Source organism: Vibrio sp. Y176 (assembly GCF_033438945.1).
In genome coordinates this window covers 1-643 of the sequence record NZ_JAWOQS010000681.1, presented here as the reverse complement: position 1 = coordinate 643, position 643 = coordinate 1, and the positions used below count along the sequence as shown (strand labels likewise).

The following is a 643-nucleotide window of genomic DNA, read 5'->3' as shown; positions in this document are numbered from 1 at the left end:
CGTGTTCAATCGACTTGCAAATGCCGCCGTAAATGTCGCAGGCATATGCTGAATCAGCACGATTGGATGTGGGTAGTTCATCGGCAGACGAGTAAGAATTTTTTGCAAAGCAACTGGGCCACCAGTGGATGTGCCAATCGCTGTTAACTGGTATTTCTTACCCGATGCGCGGAACTTGGTTGCTGCCGGTCGAGCCGGAGCCGATGCGGCAGGCGCAGCGGTTCTTGAAGCCAGTGGGCGCGCAGCACTAGTTGCAGCAGCTGGACGCGCTACAGGACGGCGCATGAAAGCACGCTTAGAGGCAATTTGAATGACACGTTGCTGAAGCAGCGAAACCGCTTCATCGCGGTTACGTGCAATATCTTCAAACTTCTTCGGTAAGAAGTCCAGAGCACCAGCGTCCAACGCATCAAGAGTTGCTTTCGCCCCATCATGAGTCAGGGACGAAAACATCAGAATTGGCGTTGGAGATGCGGCCATGATTTCACGCACAGCCGTAATGCCATCCATAACTGGCATTTCAATATCCATGGTGATGACGTCCGGCTTGAGAGCTTTGGCTTTTTCGACCGCTTCTCTGCCATTTACCGCAACGTCAATCACTTCTAGGCGCGATTCTGAGTTGATGATTTCGCTTACGCGA

The 643-nt window shown here is 52.3% G+C and carries 1 protein-coding gene; it reads right to left on the bottom strand.

Features of this window, described 5'->3' with window-relative positions; translation table 11 throughout:
- A partial coding sequence (locus R7O13_RS28040; RefSeq protein WP_318305344.1) for a response regulator occupies positions 1 to 643 on the bottom strand: 643 nt, incomplete at both ends.